The sequence below is a fragment of the Micromonospora sp. NPDC049257 genome (assembly GCF_040678915.1).
Lineage (GTDB): Bacteria > Actinomycetota > Actinomycetes > Mycobacteriales > Micromonosporaceae > Micromonospora > Micromonospora antibiotica.
Window position 1 is genome coordinate 15,672 of the sequence record NZ_JBFAQU010000034.1, and the last position, 25,116, is coordinate 40,787.

The following is a 25,116-nucleotide window of genomic DNA, read 5'->3' on the forward strand; positions in this document are numbered from 1 at the left end:
ATCCTGGCCGCTCCTGACCGGCCGGGCAGGGTCGCGGGGAACGCCCGCCGGACCGGCCGGCCCGACGGGAGGGCGGGTCAGCGGCGGGCCGCCGCCAGCGCCGCGCGCATCGCCTCGACCGGTGCCGGCACCCCGGTGAACTGGGTGAACTGGCCGACGGCCTGGGCCAGCAGCAGATCCAGCCCGGAGAGCACCTGACGGCCGGCGGCCAGCGCCGAGGCGGCCAGCGGGGTCGGCCACGGGTCGTACAACGCGTCGAAGAACACCGTGGACGGTCCCCAGTCGACCCCGTCCGCCAACGGGTCGGCGACCCCCTTCGGCACGGTGGAGACGACCAGGTCGGCGCGCAGGTACGCGGCGGCGTCGGCCCAGGCCACGGGGACCAGGTCCACCCCGACGGCCGCCGCCACCGGCCGCAGCTGCGCCACCGCCGCCGGGCGGCGGGCCACCACGGTCACCGTGGTCACGCCGAGCCCACCGGCGGCGGCCAGGGCGGCCCGGGCGGTGCCCCCGGCGCCGAGCACCGTGACGGCGGCCCCGGCCGGCACCCCGGTCGAGGTCAGCACGGTCACCATGCCGGAGACGTCGGTGTTGTCGGCGTACCAGGAGCCGTCGGGACGCCGTACCAGCGTGTTGGCCGCGCCGACGGCGGTGGCGACCGGCGACGCCCGGTCGGCCACCGCGAGCGCGGCCTCCTTGCCCGGCATGGTCACCGACAACCCGGCCCACTCCGGTCCCAGGCCGGCGACCAGGGCCGGCAGCTCCTGCGCCCCGCACTCGATCCGGGTGTACGACCAGCCGTCGAGCCCGGCTGCGGCGTAACCGGCGTTGTGGATCACCGGGGAGAGGGAGTGCGCGATCGGCCGGCCGAGCACCGCAGCCCTCACCGGCAGTTCTCTCCGCTCAGCACGCCGTTGGTGCACATCTGGCGTTGCAGGTCACGGAAGTCGGCGTCGGTCGTCCCGTAGCCCATGGTGCCCTTCTTGTCGACGGTCATGAAATAGACCCAGGTGCCGTTGGGCGGGCTCATCGCCCCCTTGAGGGCGTCCTCGCCGGGGTTGCTGATCGGGGTGATGGTCAGCCCGTCCGCGCCGTGCGTCCGGTACGGGTTCTTCGGGTCGTTCAGCTCGGACTGCTTGAGGATGTCGGAATCCTTCGGGTTCTTGCCCTGCAACCGCAGCCAGTAGTTGATCGCGCTGTCGATCTCCAGACACTTGCAGTGGTAGCGGTCGGTGTAGACCCGGTTGTAGATCACCCGGGCCACCTTCGGCATGTCCACGTGGTTGACCGACTCGGCCTGCGCGATCGACGCCGTGATCAACGCCTCGTACGGGGAGATGCCCCGGTCGGCCTCGACCGTCTCGACGAACTTCATCTCCCCGGTCACGTCGAGGAACTTGTCCACCATCAGCGACAGGATCTGCGGGGCGGTCGCCTTCGGCGGCAGCTCGTAGGTGGCCGGGTAGAGGAAGCCCTCCAGGCTCCGTGGCCCCTTCTTGCCGTCCTTGCGGTTGAACCAGAACTCCGGCACGCCCAACTTGACCGGGTCCTTCGCGGCGGCCTTGAACTCGGCGACCGGGATCTTGGTCTCCTTGGCCAGCAGGTCGTAGATCGCCAGGGTGATCATGCCCTCGGGGATGGTGATCCCGTTGACCACCCGGCTCTTCGGATCCAGCAACAGGGCGAGCGCGTCGGAGGCGCGCATCTCCTTCTTGACCTTGTACCGGCCGACCTGGATGTTCTTGCTGAGCGCGTTGTCGTCGGCCGCCTCGACGAAGGCCTTGGTGCTCTTGACCACACCGGCGTCATAGAGGGAGTTGCCGATGTCGGTGGCCGTGTCGCCCTGCTTGACGTCGACCAGCGCCTCACCGGTGCCCGGGCCGTCGAAGTCCGGCGTGATGAAGTGGTTACGGATCCGGTCGAAGCCGTAGAAGGCCCCGCCCCCGATGCCACCCAGCAGCACCAGGGCCATGAACAGAGCGAAGATCGTCTTCAGGTGCCCGCCGCCCGACTTGCCGCCACCCGACGCGCCGTTGCGTCGGCTGACGAAGCCACGCCGGTGCCGGCCCTTCTCCCCCCTCTCCTGCTCGTCGAACCCGAGGTCCAGATCGTCGATCATTCCGTCCGCCTCCGCTGCGCTTCCAGCCAGCTCTGCAGGATCTCGACCGCGGCGGCCTGATCCACCACCGCACGTTGGCGCTTTCCCCGGACGCCACGCTCGGCAAGCCTACGAGACGCGACGACGGTTGACATCCTCTCGTCGGTGAGCGTCACCGGAACCGGCGCTATCACCTCGGTCAACCGGCGCACGTACGCCAACACGTGCTGGGCCGCCGGCCCCTGCCGGCCCGCCAGATTGACCGGCAGCCCGACGACGACCTCGACGGCCTCGTGCTCGGCCACCAGCTGCGCGAGCTGCGCAAGGTCACCGGGCACCGCGTCCGGGCCGGTGGTCAGATCCCGGGCCAGAGTGACCAGCGGAGTGGCCAGGATCCCGTGCGGATCGGAGCGGGCCACCCCCACCCGGACCTGCCCGACGTCGACACCCAACCGGACCCCCCGGGACAACTCACTCACCGTCGGTCACCCTCCCCGGTGACGAGCCAGGGCGGACCAGCTCTGGTCCGCCCTGGCTCGTGCGCTGATCCGTCACGCGTCGGCGATCGCCTTCTCGACCGTGAGCAGCAGCTTCGGCGCCTCGGCGGCGGGCAGGCCACCACCCTGCGCGACGTCCTGGCTGCCGCCACCCCGACCGGAGAAGGCCGCCTTCACCAGGTCGTTCGCCGCCAGACCACGGCCACGGGCCGCCGCGTTCACGGCCACCACCAGGGACGCCTTGCCGTTCGATCGGGCCGCCACCGCCACCACCGCCGGCCGCGCCGGATCGATCTTGCCGCGGATCTCCTGGGCCAGGGTCCGCACGTCGTTACCGGCCGCGCCCTCCGGCGCCTCGGTGCCGACGTACGCCACCCCGCCGACGTCCTTCGCCTGCCCGGCCAGCGCCGCCGCCCCGCCCAGCACCAGCTGGGCGCGGAGCTTCTCCAGCTCCTTCTCGGCGTCACGCAGCTGCGTCACGGTCTGCTCGACCCGGTCGGCGACCTGCTCACCGGGCACCCGGAACAACTCGGCGAGGCGGGACACCAGCAGGTGCTCACGGGCCAGGAAACCGAACGCGTCCATCCCGACCAGCGCCTCGATCCGGCGCACGCCCGAACCCACCGACGCCTCGGAGAGGATCTTCACCAGGCCGAGCTGGGCCGAACGGGCCACGTGGGTGCCGCCGCACAGCTCCCGGGCGTAGTCGCCGACCTCGACGACCCGGACCCGCTCGCCGTACTTCTCGCCGAACAGCGCCATCGCGCCGATCCGCCGCGCCTCCTCCTGGGTGGTGATGAAGGCGTTGACCTCCAGATCCGCCAACAACACCTCGTTGACCTGCTGCTCCACGTCGTGCAGCACGCTCGGCGACACCCCGGTCGGGGTGTTGAAGTCGAACCGCAGCCGCCCCGGGGCGTTCAGCGAGCCCGCCTGGGTCGCCGACTCGCCGAGGAAGTTGCGCATCGTCTGGTGCACCAGGTGGGTGGCGGTGTGCGACCGCGAGATCGCCCGCCGCCGGGTCACGTCGATCTCCGCGTAGCCGGTCTCGCCGGCCCGCACCTCACCCCGGACCACCTTCGCCCGGTGCACGATCAGACCCGGCACCGGCTGCTGCACGTCGAAGACCTCGACCTGACCGGCACCGACCGTGATCAGCCCCTGGTCGGGCTGCTGACCGCCACCCTCGGCATAGAACGGGGTGGTGTCGAGCACCAGCTCGACGGTGTCACCCTCGACCGCCGCGCCGACAGTGACGCCACCGCTGAGCAGCGCCCGCACCCGGGACTCCCGGCTCAGCTCGGTGTAGCCGGTGAACTCCACCGCACCACCGTCGTCACGCACCGACCGGTATGCCGACACGTCGGTGTGCCCGGTCTTGCGGGCCTGCGCGTCGGCCTTGGCCCGGTTGCGCTGGTCGGCCATCAACCGGCGGAAACCCTCCGCATCGACCTGGAGGCCCTGCTCGGCGGCGATCTCCAACGTCAGGTCGATCGGGAAACCGTACGTGTCGTGCAGCTGGAACGCCTGCTCACCCGACAGGGCCGGCTTGCCCGCCGACCGGGTCTGCGCGATCGCCGTGTCCAGGATCGTCGTCCCCGCCCGCAACGTCGACAGGAACGCGTCCTCCTCCGCGTACGCGTACTGCGAGATCCGGTCGAACTCGGCCGCCAGCTCCGGGTACGACGGGGACATGCAGTCCCGGGCCACCGGCAGCAGCTCCGGCAACGCCCGCTCCTGCCAGCCCAGCAGGCGCACCGCCCGGATCGCCCGCCGCATGATCCGGCGCAGCACGTAGCCGCGCCCCTCGTTGCTCGGGGTCACCCCGTCACCGATCAGCATCAACGCGGTCCGCACGTGGTCGGCGACCACCCGCAGCCGTACGTCGTCCGGGTGCGACTCGCTCGCCACGTGACCCGAGTGCGCGCCGTACCGCTTGCCGGTCAGCTCCGCCGCCCGGTCCAGGATCGGCCGCACCTCGTCGATCTCGTAGAGGTTGTCGACGCCCTGCAGGATCGAGGCCATCCGCTCCAGGCCCATGCCGGTGTCGATGTTCTGCGCCGGCAGGTCACCCAGGATCGGGAAGTCCTCCTTCCCGCTGCCCGGACCCCGCTCGTACTGCATGAAGACCAGGTTCCAGAACTCCATGTAGCGGTCCTCGTCGACCGCCGGGCCGCCCTCGCGGCCGTACTCCGGACCCCGGTCGTAGAACAGCTCCGAGCACGGGCCGCACGGCCCCGGAATGCCCATCGACCAGAAGTTGTCCGCCTTGCCCCGGCGCACGATCCGCTCGGCCGGCACCCCCACCGACCGCCAGATCTCGAACGCCTCGTCGTCGTCGAGGTAGACCGTCGGCCAGACCCGCTCCCCGTCCAGCCCGTAACCGCCCTCGGCGACCGGCTTGGTGACCAGGTCCCAGGCCAGCGGGATCGCCCCGGACTTGAAGTAGTCACCGAAGGAGAAGTTGCCGTTCATCTGGAAGAACGTGCCGTGCCGGCTGGTCTTGCCGACCTCGTCGATGTCCGGCGTACGCAGACACTTCTGCACACTCACCGCCCGCCGGTACGCCGGGGTCTGCTGCCCCAGGAAGTACGGAACGAACTGCACCATGCCGGCGTTGACGAACAGCAGGTTCGGATCACTGATGGCGGGCAGCGGAGCGGACGGCACCACGGTGTGCCCGTTCGCCTCGAAATGGGCGAGGTACCGCCGCTTGATCTCCGCCGTCTTCATCGCTGGTGCTCCTCCGGAAAGATCTCTCGGTCACCGATACGCGGGTCCTCCCGCAGCTCGGCGAACTGGTCGTCGAACGCCTCACCCCGGGCGAACGCCTCGTGGATCTCCTGTTCGCGCTCGGCCATCCCGATCCGTACGTCCTCCACGAAGCTACGCAGCGACTCGACCAGACCGCCAGCGGATTCGGACAGCCCACTGGCGATCCCGGCCGGGGTGTACGCCTGGGCGGTCCGGGTGGCCTTGCGGACCACCACCACGCCCACGGCCAGCCCGATGCCGAGCCAGAAAAGTCGCCTCATGTGTCATGCCTCCTGTGCGACCCGGGCCGGGTCAGCTGTTGCCGCGCCGGGCGGCCCGACGCTGCTGCTTGATGGTGTCGCGCACCTCACGCTCGGTCTCCGCGGTACGCCGCGCCGAGGCGGCCCGGCGGACGCCGTACCCGAACGCCGCCACCTTCACCAGCGGGTTCGCCGCGGCGGCGGAGACGACGGTGGCCAGGTTCGCCACGTTGGCGGTGACGTTCTGCGCGTGGTTGGTCATCGTGTCGACCTTGGCGAGTTGCAGGTTCACCCCGTCGAGGGAGGTCTGCACCTGCTCCAGGGCGACGTTGACGTTCTTGACCGTGGTGTTCACGTCCCCCAGCAACGGGGCGGTCTGCTCGTTGAGGTCGTTGATCATCCGGGTCGTCGCGTCCACGGTGTGCCGCAGCCGCAGGATCGGTACCGCCAGCACGAGCACCAGCATCAGGAACGCGCCGGCCGCGATCAGCGCAGCGATCTGTCCACCATCCACGCATGTCCTCCTCAAGCAGGGTTCCGGGGCCCGACGCCCCGGAACACGCGACCCGGGTCGCGGCGTGACCCGCACCGGGTCGATCGGGAGCAGGCGGGCCTGCCAGCCCCAGACCCTACCGTCCGTGATGGAAGCCGGCTCAGGATGGTGAAGGTGTCGGGCTGCCGAGCGGATCGTCGGTGATCGTCGGGAACGGGTCCTCACCGGTCAGTGACGGGTCGGTGCTCGGCTGTGGCCGGGTCCGCTCGTCGTCGATCGCGTTGCGGACCTTCACCGACACCAACGAGCCGGTGCACTCCCCCGCCGCGGGCGGGACCGGGGTGGCCGGCGGTACCGCCGGGTCACCGCTGGCCTGCGGTGCCGCACAGGTCGGCTCCCGCACCCACAGGTCGAGGGTCAACTCGTCGCGCCGCCAGCAGGTGTAGCTGCCCTTGGCCGGCTGTTCCGGGCACCGGGTCACCTTCCACGGCCGCCAGCCCTGCGCGCGCAGGGCCTGTTCGTAGACCTGGGTGGTCTCCTGCGGCGCGCGGTCGGACTCCACGGTGCGCTCCCGCAGCCGGCAGTCCTGCAGGCACCAGCGGCTGCCACTGACGTTGTCCACCGTCTCCACCGTCGCCCAACCCGGCACGCCCAACTCGTCGAGGGTGCCGAAGACCGGGTCCCGGCTCAAGGTCCGCATCCCGAAGAAGGCCGGGAGCGCCCCGAGGAGCAACGCGCTGGCCAGCACCAGGATTCCCAGCCGCAGGCGACGCCGGTGCCCGGTCCGGCGACGCGGTTCGCCACCGGTGTCGTCGGCGCCGTCGGGCTCGTCCTGCGTGGGCGAACGCAACGGCGCCCCGGCCGACCCGTCCGGATCAGACCGGGCCCCCTGCGGTGGCGTCACCCGGGCCACCCCGGGGCCGTCGACCCGACCGGAGGACGGGCCGGCCGGAGCACCTGCCGGCTCCGTCCGATCGGGGGGGCGCACCGGAGGTGCTGCCCGGCCCACGGCGTCCTGCGGGCCGGCGACCGGTCGTCCGCCCGGCGCGGTGGCCCGGGCGACAGCCGCCGCCGCGACGGCCCCACCCGTACCGGCGGGTCGGGCAGCGGACCGTGGCCCGGCGGGCCGGCCGCCGTCCGCACCAGCCGCCCGATGCGGATCGTCGGTGATGGCGGGCGGTCGGGCGACGCCGGTGACCGGGCCGGTGGCGGGACCGTCCGGGCGGGCGGTGCCGGTGACCGACCCCTCCGCACGGGCGGTGCCCCGCGACGACGTGCCGGGACGGGGTGCGACCTGGTCGGACGCGCCGGGCTTGGCCGCCCTCGGGTCAGGCTGCGCCGCCCTCGGGTCGGACGCGCCCGGTCGGCGTGCGCCCGGTTCGGGTGCCCCCGGCTGCGGGGCCGGCGGGGCGGGGGCGTCCGGACGTGGCCCGCCCCCGGCGCGTACCTCGTTGCGGGGCGCGGCGGCAGCGTTCGGACCCGGTGCGCCGAAGCGGGGAGCGCCGGAGGTCGGTGCCGTCGCGGCACCGTCCGGACCGGCGTCGCGGGACGGTCGGGCCACCGGCGGCGGGCCTGCCGGGCGCGACCCGCCCGGGACCGGCGCGGTGCCGGGCACCGGGGCCGAGCCGCCGACCCGGGGGCCACCGGACACCGGACCGGGACCGGCGGGGCGCGCAGCCCCCGCAACCGGCGGGGTGCCAGGAACCGGTACGGAAGCGGTACCACCGGCCCGGGGGCCGCCGGACCCGGGATCGGAGCCACCGGGACGCGGACCCCGAGCCGGGTCGGGCCCGGGGCGGGCTGCACGGACCGGACCGGGGTCATCGCCCACCGGCCCGGGACCGGCCGGCCGCTCGGGCGGGACCGGCCGTGCCGTCCCCCGAGCCGGCCCAGCCTGCTCCGGCCGATGCGGGTCACCGTGCTCCGGCCGGCGTGGGCCAGCCTGCTCCGGCCGATGCGGGTCACCGTGCTCCGGCCGGCGTGGGCCAGCCTGCTCCGGCCGGTGCGGGTCACCCGGTCGCCCCCGACCAGCCGGGTCGGCCGGACCAACGCCGCCCGGCGGGGTCGGCCGACCACCCGGTGGGGTCGATCGGTTGAGCACCCGCAGGGCGGGGTCGGTGTGTGAGGTGCGACCGGCCTGCCGCAGCCAGTCCGCCGGCCGATCCGGCCGGTCGCCACGGGGCCGCTCGTCCTGGGCGGGACCGGTCGGGACCGGTCGACCAGCCGCCGTACCCTCGTCCGGCCGACTCCGCCGGCCGCGCGACTCGTCGATGGGCGGGCGACCCTGGGGATCGGACTCGTTCCCGGTCCGGACATGCCACTGCCCTGACGGCTCCTCACCGTCCGGGCGGTTCCGCCGCCCCCCGGGCCCGTCGCCGTCCGACCCGGGACGGTGGGCCGCCGGCCCGCCGTCCGGACCGGACCGTCGGCCCGGTGGGGGGGCGATGTCGGTGGGCGGGCGGCGACGCCCGTTGTCGTCGTGGGCAGCCGGACCGGACCGGCCGGTGCCGGGAACGGACGGCGACGACGGAACATCGGGTGGGGTCGGCGCGGCCCCGGGTAGCGGTGGCGCGTTGCCGGTCAGCGGCACCACCGGTTGGTCCGGTTCGGCGGCACGACGACGGCCTGCCCGCTCGCCGGCCGGCCGGCCACCGGGATCGCGCACTGGGGTGGGCGGCGCCTCGGCGCGGCGGACCCCCCCGGCCCTCTCGGGCGGAGGGTTACCGCCCGGCGGGGCCGTCGGGGCGGTACGGGGGCCGCCGGCAGTCGGGTCCGGTAGTACTCCGGCGCCGGTCGGGGCACCCACCCCGGCGCGGGGTGTGCCCGCCGGCTGCGCCGCAGCGGGCGCGGGACCACCGGGCCCGGGGCCGGGCCGGTTCGCCGGTTCGACCGGACCGGGACGTCGCTCTCTCGGCCGGTCGTCCGGCACGGTCCGGCGACCCCGCAGGGAAGGACCATCCGCTGCTGCCGCCCCCGACCGGTCGTCGGGTACCGCCCGACGGCCCAGGGGTGGCCCGGCGGGTGTCGGGGCACCGTGCGAAGGCCCGGCAGGCGTCGGGGCACCGGGACCGACCCATCCGACAGGTGGTGCCTGACCGGGTGGCACCGGCCGGCCGGGAGCGGCGCCGGGGACCGTCGCCCGGCCGGGGGCCGGGACCGCAGCCCGGCCCGGACCGGAACCACCGGCGGTGGCGTCCGGGTGGGATGCCTGTCCGGGCCGCTGCGGGCCGGGGTGATCGGCGGACGCCTGGCCCGGCCAGGGCCCGGCACCCGGACGCGGATGCTGCCCGGAGGGTGCGGACCAGCCCGGCCCGCGCACCGGTGGGGCAGCCTGGGTAGCGGGGTGTGCCGGCCCCGGTGGAGGTCCGTCGGGGCGGGCGGGACGGGGCGAATCGGTGCCGGCTGACGCCGACCCGGGCCGGGCGGGGCCGACCGGCGGCAGCGGGGACGGCCCACCCGGCTGCGGCGGGCGGGGGCCACCGGATGTCGGCGTCTCCCGCCGCGGACCCGGTGAACCGGCCGGCGGACCTGTCGGAGGTCCGGACTCCGGTCGGGCGCCCGGCTGCTGCTGCGGCCGAGGCTCCGGCGGGGCCGGCTGCGGCCGGAGAGCCGGCGGCGCCTGCTGCGGCCGGGGGTCCGGCTGCGGTGGGCGGACGCCGGCCGAGGGGGGCCCGTCGGGACGGGACACCGGCTGACCGACGCGCGGCGCGACCGGCCCCCCCGGGGCGTCCTGCGGGGCGACCGGTCCCCGTCCGGCAACCGGCGGCACCGGGCGGACCGGCGGCACGGGACCACCGTCCGGGCCGAGTTCGGTGCGCTGCTGTTTCGCCGTACGCAGGTCGTCGATCCAACCGAACTCTTCGCCGGCCGGCTCGGGCGGGGTGTCGTCGCCGCCCCGCCCCCGACCCCACCGACGTCCCTTGGCGCGAGGTTCACGCCGCTCGTCGGGACCGTCCTGCGGTTGCTCCCCACCTCGCGATGTCACTGCTGAACCTCCCCGGCGTCGCCGCCGTCCTCATCCGCCCCACCGGCGTGTCCCGGGCCCGACGGGTGACGGCCGTTGACCACCGGCACCGGCCCGTCGGGTCGTGACACCGGGGTGGACAGCCCCCGGACGATCCGGCGCAGCAGGGGCAGCCGGGCGGCCACCGACCGCTCGGCACCGTGCCCGCTGGGCCGGTAGTAGTCGGTCCCGACGAGGTCGTCGGGAGCGTACTGCTGGGTGACCACTCCGCGTTGGTCGTCGTGCGGGTAGCGGTAGCCCGTGCCGTGCCCGAGCCCCCGGGCGCCGGAGTAGTGCGCGTCGCGCAGCCCACGCGGCACCGCGCCGCCCCGACCGGCCCGTACGTCGGCCATCGCCGCGCCGAGGGCCGTGGTGGCCGAGTTGGACTTCGGCGCGGTCGCCAGGTGGATGACCGCCTGGGCGAGGTTGAGCTGGGCCTCGGGCAGGCCGACGTACTCCACCGCGTGCGCGGCGGCGGTGGCCACCGACAGGGCGGACGGGTCGGCCAGGCCGACGTCCTCGCTGGCGAAGATGACCATGCGGCGGGCGATGAACCGGGCGTCCTCCCCGGCGACCAGCATCCGGGCCAGCCAGTGCAACGCGGCGTCGACGTCCGAGCCGCGCATGCTCTTGATGAAGGCGCTGGTGACGTCGTAGTGCGCGTCGCCGTCGCGGTCGTAACGCACGGCCGCCACGTCCACCGCCTGTTCGGTGGTGGCCAGGTCGATCCGGTCGACGTCGAGCGCGGTCGCCGAGGCCGCCGCCGCCTCCAGCGCGGTGAGCGCCTTGCGGACGTCACCGCCGGCCAGGCGCACCAGGTGGTCCTCGGCGTCGGTGGCCAGGGTCAGCGCGCCGGCGAGGCCGCGCGGGTCGGTCACCGCGCGCCGTAGCAGCGCCCGCACGGCCGCGTCGTCCAGCGGCTGGAGGGTGAGCAGCACGCACCGGGACAGCAGCGGCGAGATGACGGAGAAGTACGGATTCTCGGTGGTCGCCGCGAGCAGGGTGACCGTACGGTCCTCGACGGCGGCGAGCAGCGAATCCTGTTGGGTCTTGCTGAACCGGTGCACCTCGTCGATGAAGAGCACGGTCTGCGGGCCGCCGGAGCGGCGCTGCCGACGGGCGGCCTCGATGACGGCCCGGACATCCTTGACCCCGGCGGTCAGCGCCGACATCGCCACGAAGCGACGGTCGGTGGCCCGGGCCACCAGGTGGGCGATGGTGGTCTTGCCGCTGCCCGGCGGGCCCCAGAGGATGACCGACAGCGCCGCGCCGCCGCCGACGAGCTGACGCAGCGGGGCGCCGGGCGCGAGGAGGTGTTCCTGCCCGACCAGCTCGTCGATGCTCGCGGGCCGCATCCGCACCGGAAGGGGGGCGTCCTGCCCCACCGAGGCGAAGTCGTCGACGCCGACGGTGCCCGCGGGGGCGCTGGGCGCCGCGGCGGGTGCACCGAGGGAGAAGAGGGCGTCGGAATCCATCAGGAAGACAGTACCGGGCGGGGCCGACGACGCCGGAATCGCGCCGTCGGCCCCGCCCGTTCTGATCCGATGCGGTCAGGTGCGGTCAGCCGCGACCCGGCCGACGGCCCCGGTACCACCGGCCGCCGCCACCGCCGCGCGGGCCGCTGCCGACGCCGGCCAGGTAGAGCGAGAGCAGCAGCAGGCCGATCAGGACCAGGGTGTTCCAGTTGAACAGGTCGGGGGCGCCGAAGTTGGTGTTGAGCAGGTCCAGCAGGAGCGCGAAGCCGAAGACGACGGCCGCGAGGATGGCGAGCATGTGTATGTCCTCCGGTAGGGGGTCCCAGTAGGTCGGCCCCGATGTACCCAATCGGTCGACTCGTCAATCTCCACCGTGGAGATCGTCGTCGCCGGGGCGTCTCGACCGGCCGGGTTCTAGGCTGCTGGCATGATCGACACCGACCGGGAACTTGCCGGCCGGGCGGCAGTCCTCGCCGCCACCGACAACCATCCGTACGTACGGCACGCGTTGCGGCGCGACGACCGGCCCCGCGGCTGGGTCCGCGACGGCGCGGTGGCCTGGGTGCTCCCGGCGGCGGAGAACGACCGGGCGGGTGGTGTGGTCGGTCCGGTCGACGCGGCGGTGGAGCTGGTCGCGGCGCTGGTCACCGACGGGTTCGTGCGCCCGGGGCAGTACCTGCAGCTGCCCCGGGCCGACCGGAGGCTGCTGGTCGACCGGTTCGGCGCGACCCGGGTCGACGACTGGGACTTCCTCTGGACCGCCGCCGCCCCGCCACGGCAACCCGGGCAGGAGCGGGTGGTCCGCCTCGGCCCGGCGGACCACCCGGCACTGTCCGCGCTGATCGACGACGCCTTCCCCACCTCCTCGTCGCGCCCCGAGGACCCGACGGTCGTCGACTGGTACGGCAGGTGGGAGGCCGAGCGACTGGTCGCCTGTGGGGCGGACCGTAGTCGCGGCGACATCGGCTTCCTCGCCGGGCTGACCGTGGCCCGCGACCGACGGGGGCGGGGGCTGGGCGCGGCGCTGACCGTCGGGATGACCCGGGCCCTGCTCATCCGGTACGACCAGGTCGGGCTCGGCGTCTACGCCGACAACCTCGCCGCACTGCGGCTCTACCGCCGGCTCGGCTTCACCGGCACCCTACGGCGCAGCTCGGTGTGGCTCGGCTGAGGCCGCCGACCCGGCCGACTGGGCGCCCCGGTGGTCGGCCCCGGCGGGCACAGCCGGAAGTCCGGCCCCGGCCGGTGTGGCCGGAACGTTCCCGGGTCCGGCTTCGAGCGGGACGTTCCCCGGCTCGGCTTCGACCGGGACATCGCCGGGTGGGGCTGCGGCCGGGGCGGCCCGCCGGCCGGCCCACCAGGCGGGCAGGTAGAGCGGGGCGGCCACCGCCAGCGCGACCGCGCCGACCACCATCGCCGGGCCGACCCCGTTACGGTCGGCCAGCGCGGTGAGCAGCACCGCGCCGAGGGCGAACCCCGGTTGCCCCATCATCGAGTTGAGCGAGATGACGCTGGTCCGGTAGGGCCCGTCGACCTGCCGGTGCAGCAGCCCCAGGTGCAGCGGGTTGGATGCGCCGTGCACCGCATAGCAGGCCAGGTAGGCGACCAGCACCCCGACCGGCCCGGCGAACAGCCCCATACCGAGCACGGTGACACCCTGGAGGATGCGCAGCAGCCCGGCGGCGGGGGCGGCACCGAGCCAGCGCAGCAGCAGCGGGGTGGCCGCCGCACCGGCCGCCGAGACCAGCCAGGCCGCCGAGTTGGCCGGGCCGAGCAGTGCCGCCGCCCGCTCGGGGTCGCCGACCACGTCGGCGAGCCGGATCGGCAGCAGCGACTCGAAGGTGACCATGCCGAAACCCCAGAACAGCTCCACCGAGACCAGGGCGAGCAGCACCCGGGAGCGGCGCAACAGGCCGACGGCCCGACCCACCATCCGGGGTGCCGCCACGACCGAGGCACGCAGCGTGCCGGGGCCCCGGGCCGGGCCGGTCTCGACCAGCAGGATCAGCAGGACGACCAGGGCGACGGCCTGGAGGGCGGCGGCGACCAGCACCGGCACCGTCAGGGCGCTCACCGGCCCGACCGGGCCGAGCGCGATGAGACCGCCGCTGAGCAGCGCACCGCCGGCGATGGTGACGCCCGCGACGGTGCCGGCGAAGCCGAGGCCGGGCTCGTAGTCGGCGTCCCGGTCGGCGGCGAGCGTGGACTCGACGTACCAGGAGTCGAGCGGGCCGCTGTCGAGCGCCCGGTAGACCCCCTGTAGGGCCCAGACCAGGAAGAACAGGGCGAACGAGTCCGCCACCGCGAACAGCCCGAGCGACAGCAGGCTCACCGACCAGGCGGTGACCAGGACCACCCGGCTGCCGAGCGCGTCGGCCAGGCCACCGGTCGGCAGCTCCAGCACCAGCACGACCAGGCCCTGGGCGGTGGCGACCAGACCGATCTGGGACAGCGACAGGCCGCGTTCCTGCATCAGCAGGATCAGCACCGGAATGGTCAGGCCGGTGGGCAGCCACCGCAGGCCGTAGAGGGTGAGATAACGGAACCGGACCTGGCGTACGGTCAGCGCGGCCATCACTGCTGCTCGATCATCGGGAACGCGGCCACGAAGACGTGCACCCGCTCGGCGTCCGGCTGCGCCGGGTCCGCCTCGGTGCGGTAGCGCTCCAGCACCTGCCACAGCTCGTCCTCCAGGGCCTGGAGCCGGTCGGCGGGGAGGCTGAGGAAGGCGTCGCTCATCCCGAACGCGTCCCGCCAGGCCGGTGACCAGTCCTGCTGGACGGCGAACCAGCGTTCGGCCCGCTCAGCCAGGAGGCGCACCTGGTCGCCCTGGATCCACTCGATCGCGGCCCGGGCGTCGGGGTCGTCGTCGAAGTCGCTCGGCTCCCAGTCGGTCACCTCGTGCGCGGCCCGCCACCAGCGCTGCCGCCCGGCGCTGCGGTCCGGGTCCTCGACCACCAGCCCCACGTCGGCGAGCTGGCGCAGGTGGTAGCTGGTGGCGCCGGTGTTGGTGGCGAGCAGGCCGGCGAGGGTGGTGGCGGTGGCCGGTCCCTGCACCCGCAGCGCGCCGAGCAGCCGCAGCCGCAGCGGGTGGGCCAGGACGCGGACCTGCCGGTGGTCGATCCGGACGGAGCTGGTCGCGGGTCGCCCGCCGGTGTCGTCGTTCTCCATGCATGCACAATAACTGTGCACAGAATCTATGCACAATATTTGTGCATAGATTCTGTGCAAGATCTCCTGTGGGGCCCGACACGGCCGACCCGACGGTCTCCCGTCAGTCGGCGAGCAACTCGGTCGCGCCGCGCAGCCGGGTCCGCAGCAGGGTGACGGCGCGGGACGAGTCCAGCCGCACGTCGGTGGGGCGCCGCAGCCCGGCCGCCGTGGTCGTGGCGGTCGTCATCCCGGCCGGATCGATCCCGTGCCGACGGGCCACCAGCAGTCCCAGCCCGGCCCGGCTGACCGGCTCCGGGCCGGCCACGTTGAGCGGGCCGGCGACTGTCGAGTCGGCCAGTTCCAGCACCGCGTCGGCCAGGTCGCCGACGTCGACCGGGCAGCGCAACTCGTCGGTGAACAGGGTGGCCCGACCCGCCAACGCATCCCGGCAGAGCTGTATCTGCTTGCTGCCCTCCCCCAGGATCAGCGAGGTCCGCACCAGCACCGCTCCCGGGTCGACCACCCGTACGGCGGTCTCCGCCGCCGCCTTCGCCGCACCGTAGGGATGCACCGGGGTCGGCACGTCGTCGTCGAGATAGGGGGTCGGACGGCCGGCGTGCAGCGCGTCACTGGACAGGTGCACCAACCGCGCCCCGACCTCGGCCGCCGCATACGCGACGTGCGCCGCCCCGTCGGCGGTGACCGTCCAGTCGTCGGTGCGGTACGCGGTCGCGACGACGACGTCCGGGCGTACCTCGGCGACCAGCCGGCGCACCGCCTCCCGATCGGTCACGTCGAGCCGACGCGCCGCCACCCCGGGCACCCCGACCGCACCCGACCAGCACGTCCCCACCACCGACCACCCGGCAGCAACCCCCCGCCGACACACCTCACCCCCGAGAAACCCACTACCCCCCACCACCAACGCCCGCATCCCACCACTCCCCTTACAGCGATCAAGAGGTTCACGTCACCTCACGGCGTGATGATGACGTAAACCTCTTGATCAACGATCCGGGGTAGGGCGGCCGGGCGGGCCGGCCGGGGTGGGGTGGGGTGGGAGTTAGGCCGGGTCGGCTACCGGGGCGGCGGGGCCGGCGGTGCCGGGGGACGCGGCCGGGGGCTTGGGCTTGGCGTCGATGCCGGCCTCGGTGCGCTGCTGGGTGGTGATCGGGGTCGGGGCGCCGGTCAGCGGGTCGAAGCCGCCCCGGGTCTTGGGGAAGGCGATCACCTCGCGGATCGAGTCGGCCCCGGCCAGCAGCATGCAGACCCGGTCCCAGCCGAACGCGATGCCGCCGTGCGGCGGGGCGCCGTACTTGAACGCCTCCAGCAGGAAGCCGAACTTGTCCTGCGCCTCGGCGGGGGTGATGCCGAGCAGGTCGAAGACCCGCTGCTGCACGTCGCCCCGGTGGATACGGATCGAGCCGCCGCCGATCTCGTTGCCGTTGCAGACGATGTCGTACGCGTAGGCCAGGGCCCGGTCCGGGGCCTCCTCGAACCGGCCGACCCAGTCGGCGTTCGGCGAGGTGAACGGGTGGTGCACGGCCGTCCAGCCGCCCTCGTCCGTGCGCTCGAACATCGGCGCGTCGACCACCCAGCAGAACGCCCAGGCGCTCTCGTCGATCAGCTTGGCCCGCTTGGCGATCTCGATCCGGGCCGCGCCGAGCAGTTCCTGCGCCTCCCGGGTGTTCGTGCCGGCGGCGAAGAAGACCGCGTCGCCCGGCTTGGCCCCGACCGCGTCGGCCAGGCCACCCAGGTGCTCGGCGGAGAGGTTCTTGGCCACCGGCCCACGCGCCTCGCCGGTCTCGGCGTCCAGCACCACGTACGCCAGGCCGCGCGCGCCACGCGCCTTGGCCCAGTCCTGCCAGCCGTCCAGCTCCTTGCGGGTCTGCGCCGCACCGCCGGGCATGACCACCGCGCCGACGTAGCCGCCCGCGTCGATCGCACCGGCGAACACCCGGAACTCGGTGCCGCGCAGGTACTCGGTCAGCTCGGTCAGCTCCAGGCCGTAACGCAGGTCGGGCTTGTCGGAGCCGTACCGGGCCATCGCGTCGTGCCAGGTGATCCGGGGGATCGGCCGGGAGATCTCGTGCCCGGCCAGGTCCTTCCAGAGTGCCGCGACGATCGCCTCGCCGAGGTCGATCACGTCGTCCTCGGTGACGAAGGACATCTCGATGTCGAGCTGGGTGAACTCCGGCTGCCGGTCGGCGCGGAAGTCCTCGTCGCGGTAGCAGCGGGCGATCTGGTAGTACCGCTCCATGCCGCCGACCATGAGCAGCTGCTTGAACAGCTGCGGCGACTGCGGCAGCGCGTACCAGCTGCCGGGCTGGAGCCGGACCGGGACCAGGAAGTCGCGGGCGCCCTCGGGGGTGGACCGGGTCAGCGTCGGGGTCTCGATCTCCAGGAAGTCCCGCTCGTGCAGCACGGTGCGGGCGAGCTGGTTGGCCCGGGAGCGCAGCCGCATCGCGTTGGCCGGGCCACTGCGGCGCAGGTCCAGGTAGCGGTAGCGCAGCCGGATGTCGTCGCCCGCCTCGACCTGGTCGTCGACCGGCAGCGGCAGCGGCGCGGCCTCGGAGAGCACCTCCAGCGCGCTGGCGGTCACCTCGATCTCACCGGTGGGCAGCTCCGGGTTCTCGTTGCCCTCGGGGCGGCGGGTCACCTCGCCGGTGACCTTGACGCAGAACTCGTTGCGCAGCGCGTGCGCGTCCTCTTCGCGGAACACCACCTGGACCACGCCGGAGCCGTCGCGCAGGTCGACGAAGATGACACCGCCGTGGTCGCGCCGGCGGGCCACCCACCCGGCGAGCGTCACCGTGGTGCCGGCGTCCGTCGCGCGCAGGCTGCCGGCGTCATGGGTACGGATCACGACTTGCGTCTCCTCATCTGCGGTACGGCTGTTCCCCCGCATTGTGTCAGCCGCCCGGTCCGCCCGGTTGCGGGGTGAGCAAGGCCGGCCCGCCCACCGGACGCGCGGAACGGGCCGCCGGTGTTCCCGACGGCCCGTTCACGCAAGGTGGATCAGCGGATCCGGTGGTGCATCAGAGGATGCGGCAGATCGGTCAGATGATGCTGACGCCGTAGACGCTCAGCGGCTCGGTGACCGGCTGGAAGTAGGTGGTGCCACCGCGGGTGCAGTTGCCGCTGCCGCCGGAGGTGAGGCCGACCGCGCTGCTGCCGCTGAACAGCGAACCGCCGCTGTCGCCCGGCTCGGCGCAGACGTTGGTCCGGATCAGGCCGGAGACCGAGCCCTCGGCGTAGTTCACGGTGGCGTTGATGGCGCTCACCGAGCCGCTCTTGAGGCCGGTGGTGCTGCCGGAGCGCTGCACGCTCTGGCCGACGTACGCGTTGGCGGCACCGGTGACGTCCCGGAAGCTGCCGTTGTAGAGGGAGACGTTGCCGGTCGCGTTGGCGGCGTTGCTGTGCCGGACGATGCCGTAGTCGTTGCCCGGGAAGCTGGTGCCGGTACGGGTACCGAGCACGCTGGTCTGGCCGGAGTTCGAGTACCAGGTCGAGCCGATGTTGGTGCAGTGCCCGGCGGTCAGGAAGAAGGTCTGACCGGCGCTGTTGCGGACGTTGAAGCCGAGCGAGCAGCGACCGCCGCCGGTGTAGATGGCCTGGCCGCCGGAGATCTTGGTGCTGAGCACGCCGGTCTCGGCCTCGACCCGGACGGTGCCACCGGTGCGCGCGGCGGCGGCCTTGACCCGCTCCAGCTTGGCGCCGGTGACGGTGCTGTCGACCGACACGACGACCTGGTTGGTGGCGGTGTCGGTCCACCACGCGGTGCCGGGGATCTTGGCCGACCGCTCCAGCTCGGCGGTGGCGGAGCGGAGCTGGGCCGCGCCCCGGGTGACCAGCTTCGGGACGGCACCGGCGGCGCGGACCTGCTTGGCGGCGGCGGTGTCGGTGACGGTGACGACCATCTTGCCGGCGGCGTCGGCGTAGGTGCCGGCGGCGCGGTCACCGAGACGCTCGGCCAGGCTGGCGGCGGCGTCGGGGGATGCGGGTGAGGCGGGGGCCGCCTGGGCGGGGGCACCCATGAGCGCGCCGGTGACCAGGGTTCCGGCCATGGCGACGGCGGCGGCGTGTCGGAGTGAGGACCTCGTGGGTCGCATGCAACAACCTCCGGAAGGGGGTGACGGGCGGCGTCATGAAGACGCGCCCGGGGACAACCGGCCGACCTGGGGAAACCGGCCGAGAGACTGAAGTATTCACATATTTAAGATCGTTATCAAGACATGCGTTTGCCCGGATTCACCCCACCAGCGGTTATGACGGTCAGGCAACATCGTGGACACATCCATGTCAGACCCTCCGCCAACCTGCCCCGCCCCCACAGCGGGCCGGGCCCGAAGCGGCCACCGCCGACAGCCCGAAGCGGCCCCCGCCGGGGGTCCGACGCCGCGGTCCCGACCCGGCGTTGAGTGGTTCGCAGGCGGCCCGGTTGCGCGCCGCACCCGGTCCCGCAGGCACCGCAGCCGATCCCGCAGGCACCGCAGCCGATCCCGTGGACGCACCGACCGGAGCCGACCCGCCCCCCGCACCGTCCGACGAGACCGGTGGCACCGGGGTGGTCCGGCCACAGCCGGGACGGCACGACACGACCGGGCCGCCGACCAGGACGTCCCGTGCCGGCAGGCCCGATGGCGGCGAGAACGGCAACACTCGGCACCCGTCACCGGGAGTCATCATCAGTCGACCCCGCCGCCTGACGGTCGTCCCCTTTGCTCTGCCGCCCTCACCGCGACAGTTACCTCAGGTAGCCATGCATGAGAAGACCAGCGAATCACACGCCGCAAGGAAGGGCAGCTCAGGTCGGTGGCGCTCCGAGGGCAGCAGAGCAAAGCGCGGAAGGGTAGGAGCACGAGGGAGGAGCCGTTGTCACGGCGCGTCACACCCGCCGACCTGTCACCGAAAGTCACCGACTTCGAGGGACGGACGGAGTAACCGGGTGACGCATGACGTCGGCACGACCCCGGGCGAAGCGGCGGGGGCCGGAAGAGCCGTCCCCACCCGCGCGGCACACCCGACGCGCCCGCCGCGCGGCACACCCGACGCGCCCGCCGCGCGGCACACCCGACGCGCCCGCCGCAGGGGGTGGCGACGTGGTTGCAGCACACCCCCGTGCCTGCGGGCAGGCACGGGGGTGGTGAAACGCCGGAGGGGACGGTCAGGTCAGGCGCGGGCGGCCAGCTTGGCGGCGCGCGCGTCGCGCTTCTCCTCGAACCGGGACGCGGCCTGCTCCAGGCCGTCCAGGTGGGCGGCGATCCGGTCGCGGGCGGCCTCGCCCTCGGCGTCCAGACCGACGACGTTGAACACGTCCCACTGGCGCAGCACCGGGGCCACCACGTCGTCGCGGTGCTGACGCAGGTCGTAGATGCCGGCGAGGGCGATCGTCACCGACTTGCGGGCGAACCCCTCGATACCCACCCCGGGCATCTGGAAGTCTGCCAGCACCTCGTCAATGGCTCGCATGGTCTGGTTCGGGTCCACCTCGAGGGCCGCGCCGAGCAGATTGCGATAAAAGATCATGTGCAGGTTCTCGTCGGCCGCGACGCGACCCAGCAACGCCTCGCAGACCGGGTCACCGGTGATCCGGCCGGTGTTGCGGTGCGAGATGCGGGTCGCCAGCTCCTGGAACGACACGTACGCCAACGAGCGCAGCATCGACGTGTCGTGCGAGTTGCTGTAGCCGGCGGTCATGTGCACCATCCGGGCCCGCTCCAGGGCCACCGGGTCGACCGCCCGGGACACCGTGAGGTAGTCCCGGATGGCGGTACCGTGCCGACCCTCCTCGGCGGTCCACCGACCCACCCACGTCCCCCACGCCCCGTCCGGACCGAACAGGGTGGCGATCTGATGGTGGTACGACGGCAGGTTGTCCTCGGTGAGCAGGTTGACGATCAACGCCGTCCGGGCCACCTCGGGCAGCGTAGAGTCCCCCTCCGACCACGCCTCGCCGCCGAGCGGGCCGTCGAAGGTCCGCCCTTCGCTCCACGGCACGTACTCGTGCGGAAACCACTCCTTGGCCACCGAGAGGTGACGGTCGAGGTTCTTGGCGACCACGGGTTCGAGTTCGTGCAGCAGCGCGGTCTGGCTCAGCTCGGTCACAGGGCCCCTCCCTACGGTGGCGTAACTTACGCCACCGTAGGTCCCCGTCGGCGTACGCGCCAGTAACTGAGACTCAGCCGACCAGCGGCTTCAGGTCCGCGTGGGGCGGCGTCCACTCGGCCGGCACGGCGTTCACCTGCTCGCCCGAACGGATGTCCTTGACCTGGTCACCCTCGGCACCCCGGAACCACACGTACGGGATACCACGCCGCTCGGCGTAGCGGATCTGCTTGCCGAACTTCGCCGCGTTCGGCGACACCTCGGTCGGGATCCCCCGCGACCGCAGCACCGCGGCGACCGCGTTGCTGCCCGCCCGCTCCTCCTCGGCACCGACCGCGACCAGCACACAGGTCGGCACGCTGCGCGAGACCGACAGCGCCCCGGCGCCGAAGAGCAGACCGAGCAGCCGGGTCACCCCGATCGAGATGCCGACCCCCGGGTACGACACGGCACCGGCGCTGGCCAGGTTGTCGTACCGGCCACCGGAGCAGATCGAACCGAACCGCTCGTAGCCGAGCAGCTGGGTCTCGTAGACGGTGCCGGTGTAGTAGTCCAGGCCCCGGGCGATGCGCAGGTCGGCGACGCAGAGCCCCGGCGCGTGCGCGGCGGCGGTCTCCACCACCGCGACCAGCTCGGCGATGCCCTCGTCGAGCAGCGGGTCGCTCACCCCGAGGGCGCGCACCGCGTCGGCGAAGGAGGCATCCGGGGCGGAGATCCCGGCCAGCGCCAGGCACGCCTTCGCCTGGGCCGCGCTCGCTCCCGCCGTCTCGGCCAGCAGGTCGGCCACCTTGTCCGGGCCGATCTTGTCGAGCTTGTCGACCGCGCGCAGCGCCGCCTCCGGGTCGGTCAGCCCGATGCCCCGGTAGAACCCCTCACAGATCTTGCGGTTGTTCACCTGGATCAGCACCGGCGGGATCGGCAGCGACCGCAGCGCGTCCCCGATCACCAGCGGCATCTCCGCCTCGTAGTGCGCCGGCAGGGTGTCCCGGTCGACGATGTCGATGTCGGCCTGGAGGAACTCCCGGTAGCGCCCCTCCTGCGGGCGCTCACCCCGCCACACCTTCTGGATCTGGTAGCGGCGGAACGGGAACTGGAGCTTGCCGGCGTTCTCCAGCACGTACCGGGCGAACGGCACGGTCAGGTCGAAGTGCAGGCCGAGCGCATCGTCACCGGCCGGACCATCCGCGTCGGCCTGCAACCGGCGCAGCAGGTAGACCTCCTTCGAGGTCTCCCCCTTACGCAGCAACTGGTCCAGTGGCTCCACCGACCGGGTCTCCAGCGGCGCGAACCCGTACAGCTCGAAGGTGTGCCGGATCCGGTCGAGGACGAACTGCTCGATCATCCGCTGCGACGTGGTCCACTCCGGGAAGCCGGACAGGGGCGTGGGCTTGCTCATGGCGTACTCCTTGCGGGTCCGCGCCGGGCGCGGTGAGAGCGAAAGGTCCGCGCGCGGCGCGGAGGAGAAGCTAGAGGCCGCGGGTGGGCGCGGCCGGACGTGCGCCACCGGGGCCCGCCACGTCGACCAGGTACGGGTTGCGCACCCGCTCGCGGCCGATGGTGGTCCTCGGGCCGTGGCCGGGCAGCACGACCGTGTCGTCGGCCAACGGGAGGACCTTCTCCCGCAGGCTGGCCAGCATCCGGGGCATGCTGCCGCCGGGCAGGTCGGTGCGACCGATCGAGCCGGCGAAGAGCACGTCACCGGAGAGGCAGAGCTGGTCGGCCTCCCAGGGCGAGCCGGTGCCGGGCAGCCGGAACAGCACCGACCCGCCGGTATGGCCCGGCGCGTGGTCGACGGTGATCTCCAGGCCGGCCAGCGCCAGCGTCGCCCCGTCGGTCAGCTCCGCGACGTCGTCCGGCTCGGTGTACGGCAGCCGGCCGCCGAACAGCGCGGTGAGGTCCATCGACAGCGCCTTGGTCGGGTCGGCCAGCAGCTCCCGGTCCTCCGGGTGGACGTACGCCGGGATGCCGCGCGCGCCGCAGACCGGGGCGACGGAGAAGGTGTGGTCGAGATGGCCGTGGGTGAGCAGCACGGCGGCCGGGTGCAGGCGGTGCTCGGCGAGCACGGCGTCGAGCCGGTCGAGCACCCCGATACCGGGGTCGACCACCACGCACTGCTCCCCCGGCGCGGTCGCCACCACGTAGCAGTTGGTGCCGAAGGCGTCCGCGGGAAAGCCGGCCACGAGCACGTCCGCTCCCCTTTCGTTCGAGTCGTCCGTCTCCTGGGCAGCCTAGTCGTCGGCGCGAGCCGACATCCGCGCCCACCCGCACCACGGGCCTCGTACGGCACAGTGACGCACTTTGATAAACCCAGGCCGGCCCTCGTACACCACTTTCACAGCGGGTACCCGTACACTCTGGCGGGCGTGTGGCGTGGCGCACCTGCGGACATCGTGGCGCGTACGGCCCGACCGCCGGTGACGACCAGGGTAGAGGAGGGGAGCACGGGTGGCTTCCAGCAGGGACCGGCAGCGCAAGCTCGCGCGGGAGAAGCTCGACCGGCAGTTGGCCCGGCGGGCCGCCGCCGCCCGACGGCGTCGGCAGATCCAGGCCGGGGTCGGTGCGGCCGTGGTGCTGGTGCTGATCGTGGCCGGCGCGGCCTGGGGGCTGGGTGCCTTCGACAGCGACCCCGAGCAGAAGGCCGCCGAGGACGTCTGCCTCTGGACGCCGCAGGACGCGGCCGCCAACACCAACCTCAAGGACGTCGGCACCCCGGCCACCACCGGTCTGCCCACCACCGGGGTACGCACCATGACGATCGACACCGACCAGGGCGGCCCGGTCACCGCCGAGCTTGACCTCGCCGCGGCGCCGTGCGCCGGGGCGAGCATCGCCCACCTGGCCGGCAAGTCGTTCTACGACAACACCAAGTGCCACGAGATCACCACCGAGGGTGCGTTGCGTTGCGGCGACCCGAGCGGCACCGGCCTGGGCGGCCCCAGCTACTCGTTCTACAACGAGAACGTGCCGACCGCGCCCGAGGCGAGCCCCTCGGCCAGCCCGCCGCCCGGGCAGCCGCCGACCTACCCCAAGGGCACGGTCGCGATGATCAGCAACCCGCCGGGCGCCAACGGCAGCCAGTTCCTGATCTTCTTCAAGGACTCCAGCCCGGCCCAGCCGGCGTACCCGATCATCGGCCGGATCACCGGCGGCCTCGACGTGGTCGAGAAGATCGGCGCCCAGCCGACCGTGGACAACGGGGCGGGCGCCAAGGTCAAGCCCAAGACCGACGTGCTGATCCGCAAGCTGACCGTCGGCGAGGCGCAGGCCGCGCCGGCTCCGGCGACCGGTTCCCCGGCCGCGTCCCCGGCGGCCAGCCCCAGCGCCGGCTGAGCCGGCCCACCACCCGTACCTGCGGCCACGCCGCGCCAGAGAAAGCCCAGGAGGAGTGACCGTGACGTCCACGAGAGAGCGGCAGCGCGCGGCGGCGCGGGCCCGACTTGAGCGGGAGATGGCCGAACGTTCGGCCAAGGCCCGCAAGCGCCGGCAGACGCAGGCGATCGTCGGGGCCGCCGCGATCCTGGTGCTCGTGGTCGCCGGCACCGTCTGGTTGGCGACCAGCCTCGGCGGTGATGACGACGACAACAAGCAGCAGACCGCCAGCACCGAGGGCTTCTCGCAGTGCACCTATACCGAGGCGCCCAAGGAGGGCCGGCCCGCCCAGATCAAGGACGTCGGGCTGCCCCCCAACCAGCAGGCCAACAAGGGCACCCAGACGATGACCCTGGAGACCAACCTGGGCCCGATCGTCGCCAAGCTCGACCGGACCAAGGTGCCCTGCACCGCCGGCAGCTTCACCCACCTGGCCAGCAAGGGCTTCTTCGACAACACCAAGTGCCACCGGCTGGTGACCGAGGGCATCAAGGTGCTCCAGTGCGGTGACCCGAGCGCGACCGGCGCCGGCTGGCGGCAGACCGACGGCACCGGCGGGCCGAGCTACGGCCTCGCCGAGGAGAACCTGCCGACCGACAAGCGGCCCCCCTACCCGGAGGGCGTCATCGCGATGGCCAACTCCGGGCAGCCGGGCAGCACCGGCAGTCAGTTCTTCATCGTCTACGGCGACTCGCAGCTCGACGCGAAATACACAGTGCTGGGCACCGTCACCTCCGGAATGGACCTGGTCAAGCAGGTCGGGGCGGCCGGCGACGACAAGGCGTACGCCCAGCAGGCGGGGGGTGGCCACCCCAAGAAGGAGGTCACCATCACCAAGCTGACCATGAGCGACATCGAGGGCTGACCGCACCGTACGACGAAGCGCCCGCCGGCTGAGCCGGCGGG

General features: G+C 73.3%; 20 protein-coding genes. 3 read left to right on the forward strand and 17 right to left on the reverse strand.

Annotated features, from left to right (window positions below):
* Positions 1-77 precede the first annotated feature (77 nt).
* The 9 genes from AB0K25_RS29160 to AB0K25_RS29200 all read right to left on the reverse strand — a co-directional run bounded on the left by AB0K25_RS29160 (position 78) and on the right by AB0K25_RS29200 (position 11,878).
* Complete coding sequence (locus AB0K25_RS29160; protein ID WP_363823755.1) at positions 78-887, reverse strand: shikimate dehydrogenase; 810 nt, start codon at positions 885-887, stop codon at positions 78-80.
* Positions 884-2,119 (reverse strand): endolytic transglycosylase MltG, encoded by a 1,236-nt coding sequence (gene mltG, locus AB0K25_RS29165; protein ID WP_219469668.1) that lies wholly within the window; start codon positions 2,117-2,119, stop codon positions 884-886. Before mltG ends, AB0K25_RS29160 begins: the two co-directional genes overlap by 4 nt.
* Positions 2,116-2,577: a Holliday junction resolvase RuvX gene (gene ruvX, locus AB0K25_RS29170; RefSeq protein ID WP_208569476.1), complete on the reverse strand. Its 462-nt coding sequence runs from the start codon at positions 2,575-2,577 to the stop codon at positions 2,116-2,118. Before ruvX ends, mltG begins: the two co-directional genes overlap by 4 nt.
* 72 nt (positions 2,578-2,649) lie before the next feature.
* Positions 2,650-5,328, reverse strand: a complete 2,679-nt coding sequence (gene alaS / locus AB0K25_RS29175; protein WP_363823756.1) for an alanine--tRNA ligase — start codon at positions 5,326-5,328, stop codon at positions 2,650-2,652.
* The gene (locus AB0K25_RS29180) at positions 5,325-5,630 is read right to left on the reverse strand and encodes a hypothetical protein (RefSeq protein ID WP_208569474.1); all 306 of its coding nucleotides are present in this window, start codon (positions 5,628-5,630) and stop codon (positions 5,325-5,327) included. The genes alaS and AB0K25_RS29180 overlap by 4 nt, the downstream gene beginning before the upstream one ends.
* A 31-nt stretch (positions 5,631-5,661) precedes the next feature.
* The gene (locus AB0K25_RS29185) at positions 5,662-6,123 is read right to left on the reverse strand and encodes a DUF948 domain-containing protein (RefSeq protein ID WP_219469662.1); all 462 of its coding nucleotides are present in this window, start codon (positions 6,121-6,123) and stop codon (positions 5,662-5,664) included.
* 139 nt (positions 6,124-6,262) lie between these two features.
* Positions 6,263-6,952: a hypothetical protein gene (locus tag AB0K25_RS29190; protein ID WP_357024742.1), complete on the reverse strand. Its 690-nt coding sequence runs from the start codon at positions 6,950-6,952 to the stop codon at positions 6,263-6,265.
* 3,131 nt (positions 6,953-10,083) lie between these two features.
* Positions 10,084-11,580: a replication-associated recombination protein A gene (locus tag AB0K25_RS29195; RefSeq protein WP_219469657.1), complete on the reverse strand. Its 1,497-nt coding sequence runs from the start codon at positions 11,578-11,580 to the stop codon at positions 10,084-10,086.
* Positions 11,581-11,665: 85 nt separating this feature from the next.
* Positions 11,666-11,878 carry a hypothetical protein gene (locus AB0K25_RS29200; RefSeq protein WP_067307861.1) on the reverse strand — a complete coding sequence of 71 codons (213 nt, stop codon included), beginning with the start codon at positions 11,876-11,878 and terminating at the stop codon, positions 11,666-11,668.
* A 129-nt stretch (positions 11,879-12,007) separates the two neighbouring features.
* Between AB0K25_RS29200 and AB0K25_RS29205 the strand changes: the two genes are divergently transcribed.
* Positions 12,008-12,751, forward strand: coding sequence for a GNAT family N-acetyltransferase (locus tag AB0K25_RS29205; RefSeq protein ID WP_363823757.1), 744 nt, complete (start codon positions 12,008-12,010; stop codon positions 12,749-12,751).
* Here the strand turns inward: AB0K25_RS29205 and AB0K25_RS29210 are convergent.
* The 8 genes from AB0K25_RS29210 to AB0K25_RS29245 form a co-directional block, all read right to left on the reverse strand.
* Complete coding sequence (locus tag AB0K25_RS29210) at positions 12,722-14,155, reverse strand: MFS transporter (protein WP_363823759.1); 1,434 nt, start codon at positions 14,153-14,155, stop codon at positions 12,722-12,724. The genes AB0K25_RS29205 and AB0K25_RS29210 overlap by 30 nt on opposite strands.
* On the reverse strand, positions 14,155-14,751 hold the full coding sequence (locus AB0K25_RS29215) for a helix-turn-helix domain-containing protein (RefSeq protein ID WP_219469647.1): 597 nt from the start codon (positions 14,749-14,751) through the stop codon (positions 14,155-14,157). The genes AB0K25_RS29210 and AB0K25_RS29215 overlap by 1 nt, the downstream gene beginning before the upstream one ends.
* A 103-nt stretch (positions 14,752-14,854) precedes the next feature.
* Positions 14,855-15,667: a sugar nucleotide-binding protein gene (locus AB0K25_RS29220; protein ID WP_219469646.1), complete on the reverse strand. Its 813-nt coding sequence runs from the start codon at positions 15,665-15,667 to the stop codon at positions 14,855-14,857.
* Between the two features lie 129 nt (positions 15,668-15,796).
* The gene (gene aspS / locus AB0K25_RS29225) at positions 15,797-17,599 is read right to left on the reverse strand and encodes an aspartate--tRNA ligase (RefSeq protein ID WP_219469641.1); all 1,803 of its coding nucleotides are present in this window, start codon (positions 17,597-17,599) and stop codon (positions 15,797-15,799) included.
* Positions 17,600-17,792: 193 nt separating this feature from the next.
* Positions 17,793-18,845 (reverse strand): S1 family peptidase, encoded by a 1,053-nt coding sequence (locus AB0K25_RS29230; RefSeq protein WP_219469638.1) that lies wholly within the window; start codon positions 18,843-18,845, stop codon positions 17,793-17,795.
* A gap of 1,060 nt (positions 18,846-19,905) precedes the next feature.
* Entirely contained in the window at positions 19,906-20,841 is a 936-nt protein-coding gene (locus AB0K25_RS29235; RefSeq protein WP_208569464.1) for an acyl-ACP desaturase, read from the reverse strand.
* 73 nt (positions 20,842-20,914) lie between these two features.
* Positions 20,915-22,237 (reverse strand): histidine--tRNA ligase, encoded by a 1,323-nt coding sequence (gene hisS, locus AB0K25_RS29240; protein WP_357535866.1) that lies wholly within the window; start codon positions 22,235-22,237, stop codon positions 20,915-20,917.
* A gap of 70 nt (positions 22,238-22,307) precedes the next feature.
* The gene (locus tag AB0K25_RS29245) at positions 22,308-23,027 is read right to left on the reverse strand and encodes an MBL fold metallo-hydrolase (protein WP_208569462.1); all 720 of its coding nucleotides are present in this window, start codon (positions 23,025-23,027) and stop codon (positions 22,308-22,310) included.
* Between the two features lie 259 nt (positions 23,028-23,286).
* Here AB0K25_RS29245 and AB0K25_RS29250 point away from each other — a divergent pair, with 259 nt between their 5' ends.
* Complete coding sequence (locus AB0K25_RS29250) at positions 23,287-24,171, forward strand: peptidylprolyl isomerase (protein WP_363823761.1); 885 nt, start codon at positions 23,287-23,289, stop codon at positions 24,169-24,171.
* 61 nt (positions 24,172-24,232) lie between these two features.
* Entirely contained in the window at positions 24,233-25,075 is an 843-nt protein-coding gene (locus tag AB0K25_RS29255) for a peptidylprolyl isomerase (protein ID WP_363823762.1), read from the forward strand.
* Positions 25,076-25,116 lie beyond the last annotated feature (41 nt).